The following is a 4,982-nucleotide window of genomic DNA, read 5'->3' on the forward strand; positions in this document are numbered from 1 at the left end:
TCCCCCCCTCAGGCCGAACGCAAAAAAAACGCCGGCAGCCCGGGAACGGTAAGAAGCATCAGCAGGGTGGCGGCCACCACATCCACTGGCAGCAAGCTGCGGGTGGTTATGGGAAATGCGGACAGCGGCGCTGGCAGAGGAGGAAAGGGGCTGCAGTCCCTCCGGCCCAGGGGCCCGGGACGCGGCCTGATTGCGGCCGGAATATTCCTGTTTCTTTTGCTGATTGCATCTGGTGTGCTCTTTTACATAGGAAAACATTATCATGTGGAAACCATTTATGTGGAAGGGAACGTGCATTATACCAACGAGGAAATCATACAAATGGTGACCTCCGAGCGGCTGGGGGACAACTCCCTCTACCTCTCCCTGAAATATAAAAATAAGGGAATCAGGGGAATTCCCTTTATCGAAAACATGGATGTAAAGGTCCTGGCGCCAGACACCATTAAGATTGTGGTTTATGAAAAGGCTGTGGCCGGGTACGTGGAATATCTGGACAAGTACATGTATTTTGACAAAGACGGAACCGTGGTGGAGGCTTCCGATGCCAAAACTGCCGGAATCCCCCAGGTGACGGGAATCCCGTTCAACCAGGTGGTGCTTTATGAGCCCCTGCCGGTGGACAACCAGGAGGTATTTAAGGAAATACTGTATATGACCCAGATCTTGTCGAAATATGAAATCAGCGCCGATAAAATTTATTTTGACGACTCGTACGAAATGACGTTATATTTTGGCGATGTGAGAGTTAAGCTGGGCAATGACGACAACGTGGAGGAGAAAATTTCAAGACTCAAGCAAATACTGCCTGCGGCCGCGGGAACAAAAGGAGTCTTCCACATGGAAAATTATTCCGGAAGCGGCTCTAATGTTACCTTTGAACAGGATAAATAAGTAGAAGAAAATGAAAAAAGATATTGCGTTCTTCGCAAAATAATTATATGATAGGAACTGTGAAGTTTATATGGAAATCTAAAGGAGGAAGTACCTTTGCTGGAAATTAAGACAAATGACGCTGAGTCTGCTGCCAAGATCATAGTGATCGGTGTTGGCGGTGCGGGCAATAATGCTGTTAATAGAATGATTGATGAAAAAATTGATGGTGTGGATTTTATCGGAGTGAATACGGACAAGCAGGCGCTTCAGTTATGCAAGGCGCCCAAGCTGCTCCAGATCGGAGAGAAGCTGACCAAGGGACTGGGCGCCGGCGCAAAGCCGGAGGTTGGCCAGAAGGCGGCTGAAGAAAGCACGGATGAAATCACCAATTCCCTTACCGGTGCGGACATGGTATTCGTAACCTGCGGCATGGGCGGCGGGACAGGAACCGGCGCGGCGCCTGTAATTGCCGGGATTGCCAAAGGAATGGGAATCCTTACGGTAGGCGTTGTGACAAAGCCCTTCCGTTTTGAAGCGAGGACACGTATGACCAACGCGCTGAGCGGTATCGAACGCCTGAAGAACAGCGTGGACACGCTCATTGTGATACCCAATGACAAGCTTCTTGAAATTGTGGACCGCAGGACTACAATGCCCGAGGCCCTTAAGAAAGCGGATGAAGTCCTCCAGCAGGCAGTACAGGGAATTACCGACCTGATCAATGTGCCCGCTGTTATTAACCTGGACTTTGCCGATGTACAGACAGTTATGAAGGAAAAAGGCATCGCCCATATCGGTATCGGCTACGGCAAGGGTGATGATAAGGCTTCTGAAGCCGTTAAGATGGCTGTGGAAAGCCCGTTGCTTGAAACCACCATTGCAGGAGCCACCGATGTTATCATCAATGTCAGCGGTGATATTTCCATGTACGACGCGGACGATGCGGCAAGCTATGTACAGCAGCTGACCGGGGACGATGTGAATATTATCTTTGGCGCCATGTACGATGATACCACGCCGGATACCTGCCAGATTACCGTTATCGCAACCGGCCTGGATGACAAGCCTCAGAACCAGAATAAGTTCGGTTCCAATTTCAGCGTGAAGCCCCAGCAGGGCGTAAAGCCTGTTGCGCAGGGAAATGGAACGCCCGTACGGCCCTACACGCCGATTACTCCCGGACAGGGAACGGGAACCAAGCCCGTGACACAGCTTCCTAACCTGGGAATCAAGAAGCCCGGCAACTTAAGAAGCAGCGTGGAAGAGAAGTCCCTGAAGATTCCGGATTTCCTTCAGAAGAAATAACCGGACCACAGGTACATCTACAGTAAAAGGTAATCATCCGCAGCGAATGCAGGCGGCAGATTTATCCCCTTCTGAATTCCTTACAGGCAAAGCGGGGAAAGAGTGGTACGCATGCATGGCTGAGAAATAATTCGTAACTGTTCAGTACCCTTCACAGTTACTGCTAAAATCCATCCTAAATCGCCTTTGGCGATGGATTTTATCACTCTTGAATCATTTTCTTACGGTCAGAGCAGTAAATGCGCTGACCTGCTGAACAGATACAATAATTCCATATAAACATAATGATCGTGTAATAATAAAAGGCCCCTCCGTTTTGCGGATGAGGCCTTTTATATAATACCTGAAGGAGCAAATGGCAGTGACTGCCGGCTGCTCCTTTTTTAATGCGCCGATACCACATAAAGCTACAGCGCTGCGCATCCCCCGATAATTTGTCGAAAATTACAGACGGATACAGAAGAAAATGTGCGCCGTTCCGACAAAAAATGCAGGGACTGGCCGCTATAATTAACCCATGAAAGCAGTTGCCATACATACAGGAGGTGAGAAGTGAGGTACATCGTGTATATTGACCGCCTGTTTCTGCTTCAGCTGGTACAAAGCTGTGTACTCCTGCTGCTGACAAGAGAATTCCTGCGGAGCACTGTCACGCTCAAACGGATTGTTTTCGCATCGGCGGCCGGAACGCTGTTATTCTGCGTCATCTTCCTGTTATCGGGAATAAGCAGAAACATTAAGGTCCTGTTATTTGCATTGTGCTCGCTTGCAACCCTCTGGCTGGCATTCCGCATCCGCACCCTGCAGGTTTTCTGCAGGGCGGTGATACTCTACCATGCGGCGGCCTTCCTGCTGGCTGGCGCCCTGTACGCCCTGCTGCACGCTGCAGGCAGAAGACCTGCCATGACGACCATGCAGGCTTCCCTGTGTGCAGTGGGCATAGGAACCGCCGCCCTTTACATACTCCGGTGGGAAAAAAAGAGTGCGCAGGCAGTGATAGTAACCGCAATACTGGAAGATGGAGACGTAAAAATCACCCTGGAGGCGCTGATAGACAGCGGCAACAGCCTGTACGACCCCATCAGCCAAAGGCCGGTATGCGTTGTGGAAAAAGCGGCGCTGGAAGGGAAAATCCCCCTGGATATCCCCGAAAAATTCCGCCTCATCCCCTACCACTCCCTTGGCAAAAAGCACGGCATAATGCAGGCAGTGGAAATTGAGAAACTGAAGGTAAAGAAAGAAGGACAGGAGCTGGTTATCGAGAAAGCGCTTCTCGGACTCTATGAAAATAAGGTCACACAAAGCGGCGCATACCAGATGATCCTGCATCCTGCATTACTTGAAAATCGGAGGAACGGACATGATATTAAAAGTTGCAATACCAGGAAAAATGCAGTTTAAAATGATTCGCAGGGAACCCAGTTTCCTTTTATCAGGACAGGGCGACATTCATTATATCGGAGGCGCCGAGGTACTCCCCCCGCCCCTTGAATCAGAAAAAGAAAATGAAATCATCAGTGACCTGGGAACAGAATATGAAGACGAAGCAAAAAATATTCTCATTGAACATAATCTCAGACTTGTGGTTTACATAGCAAAAAAATTCGACAATACCGGCGTGGGCGTAGAAGACCTGATCTCCATCGGAACCATCGGCCTGATCAAATCCATCAACACCTTCAAGCCCGACAAAAACATCAAGCTGGCCACCTATGCCTCCCGCTGCATTGAAAATGAAATCCTCATGTACCTGCGCAGAAACAACAAAACCCGCCTTGAGGTATCCATCGACGAACCCCTGAACGTGGACTGGGACGGCAACGAACTCCTCCTTTCCGATATCCTGGGAACAGACGAGGACGTTATCTACCGCGACATCGAAAACGAAGTGGAACGAAAGCTCCTCCTCAAGGCCATCAACAAACTCACCGACCGTGAAAAAACCATCATCAACTTAAGATTCGGTCTCAACACCCCCGACGGCCAGGAAATGACCCAGAAAGAGGTAGCCACCCTCCTTGGCATTTCCCAATCCTACATATCCCGCCTCGAAAAAAAGATCATGAAACGCCTCAAACGCGAAATGGTCAAGGAGTGAGGGGGAGGATAAGCGCAGCTGTCCCAGTGCCCTTTGCCCTTTCCCAAATGCGCCCGGCGTCTTCCTCCCTTCCTTGGCGGCGCTGTGGGGATATTTGCAGTACCAGTCTCGAAAACGGGGTGTTCCTAACTGTTCCGAAATGCCATAATTCTGCCAGCGCGGCCAAAACTCCTCTGCAGAAGTAAGGCCGCAGGCGTCTTTACTCCTGTGTTCGTCAGACAGGCCGCTAAAGACGGCAGAATTATGGCCTTTCAGAACAGTAAGAAACATCACCGTTTTTTCCAATGGCACCGCAAATCCCCCACAGCGCCGCCAAAGAAGGGAGGCAGGCGCCGGGCGCATTTGAGAAAAGCCAAAGGACACTGGGACAGCTGCGCTTATCCTGAAAAAAGTATATTTTCCGGCAGCCGGGAGAAAATAAAAGGACTTATATTTAGTATATATACTTTGCCTATCCATAGCATAATGCGGCCAAAACGTAAATAATTAACCGTAGAATATCGGTTCAGACAGTCCAGTCACTGAGCTGCTGTACAAATACTGATATATAAATATACGCCTGCACGACTACAACAAGAATCCGTCCCATCATCCAGTGATACCTAAAACAGCACGCCATAATACTTTTTTTATCTGCATTACTAAAACGCAGCCAAACAGTACCGGGCAGCGGGTCTGAGGGTTCGGGGGCAGGGGACAGGGC

General features: G+C 49.7%; 5 protein-coding genes. 4 read left to right on the forward strand and 1 reads right to left on the reverse strand.

Features of this window, described 5'->3' with window-relative positions; all coding sequences use genetic code 11:
- The 4 genes from HMPREF1548_RS24545 to sigE all read left to right on the forward strand — a co-directional run.
- Positions 1–894, forward strand: an 894-nt coding sequence (locus HMPREF1548_RS24545) for a cell division protein FtsQ/DivIB (protein ID WP_021639429.1), incomplete at its 5' end; no start/stop codon positions are given.
- Between the two features lie 96 nt (positions 895–990).
- Positions 991–2,181 (forward strand): cell division protein FtsZ, encoded by a 1,191-nt coding sequence (gene ftsZ / locus HMPREF1548_RS24550; protein ID WP_021639430.1) that lies wholly within the window; start codon positions 991–993, stop codon positions 2,179–2,181.
- 552 nt (positions 2,182–2,733) lie between these two features.
- Positions 2,734–3,582, forward strand: coding sequence for a sigma-E processing peptidase SpoIIGA (locus tag HMPREF1548_RS24555; RefSeq protein ID WP_021639433.1), 849 nt, complete (start codon positions 2,734–2,736; stop codon positions 3,580–3,582).
- Positions 3,542–4,279, forward strand: a complete 738-nt coding sequence (sigE, locus tag HMPREF1548_RS24560; RefSeq protein WP_009252084.1) for an RNA polymerase sporulation sigma factor SigE — start codon at positions 3,542–3,544, stop codon at positions 4,277–4,279. The genes HMPREF1548_RS24555 and sigE overlap by 41 nt, the downstream gene beginning before the upstream one ends.
- 505 nt (positions 4,280–4,784) lie before the next feature.
- Here the strand turns inward: sigE and HMPREF1548_RS30305 are convergent.
- Positions 4,785–4,982, reverse strand: a 198-nt coding sequence (locus HMPREF1548_RS30305; protein ID WP_021639437.1) for a hypothetical protein, incomplete at its 5' end; no start/stop codon positions are given.

Source organism: Clostridium sp. KLE 1755, from assembly GCF_000466465.2.
In the GTDB taxonomy this organism is placed as follows: domain Bacteria; phylum Bacillota; class Clostridia; order Lachnospirales; family Lachnospiraceae; genus Eisenbergiella; species Eisenbergiella porci.

Coding starts and splice junctions, on each gene's coding strand:
- sigE (WP_009252084.1), top strand. CDS start 3,542: ATGATATTAAAAGTTGCAATACCAGGAAAAATGCAGTTTAAAATGATT.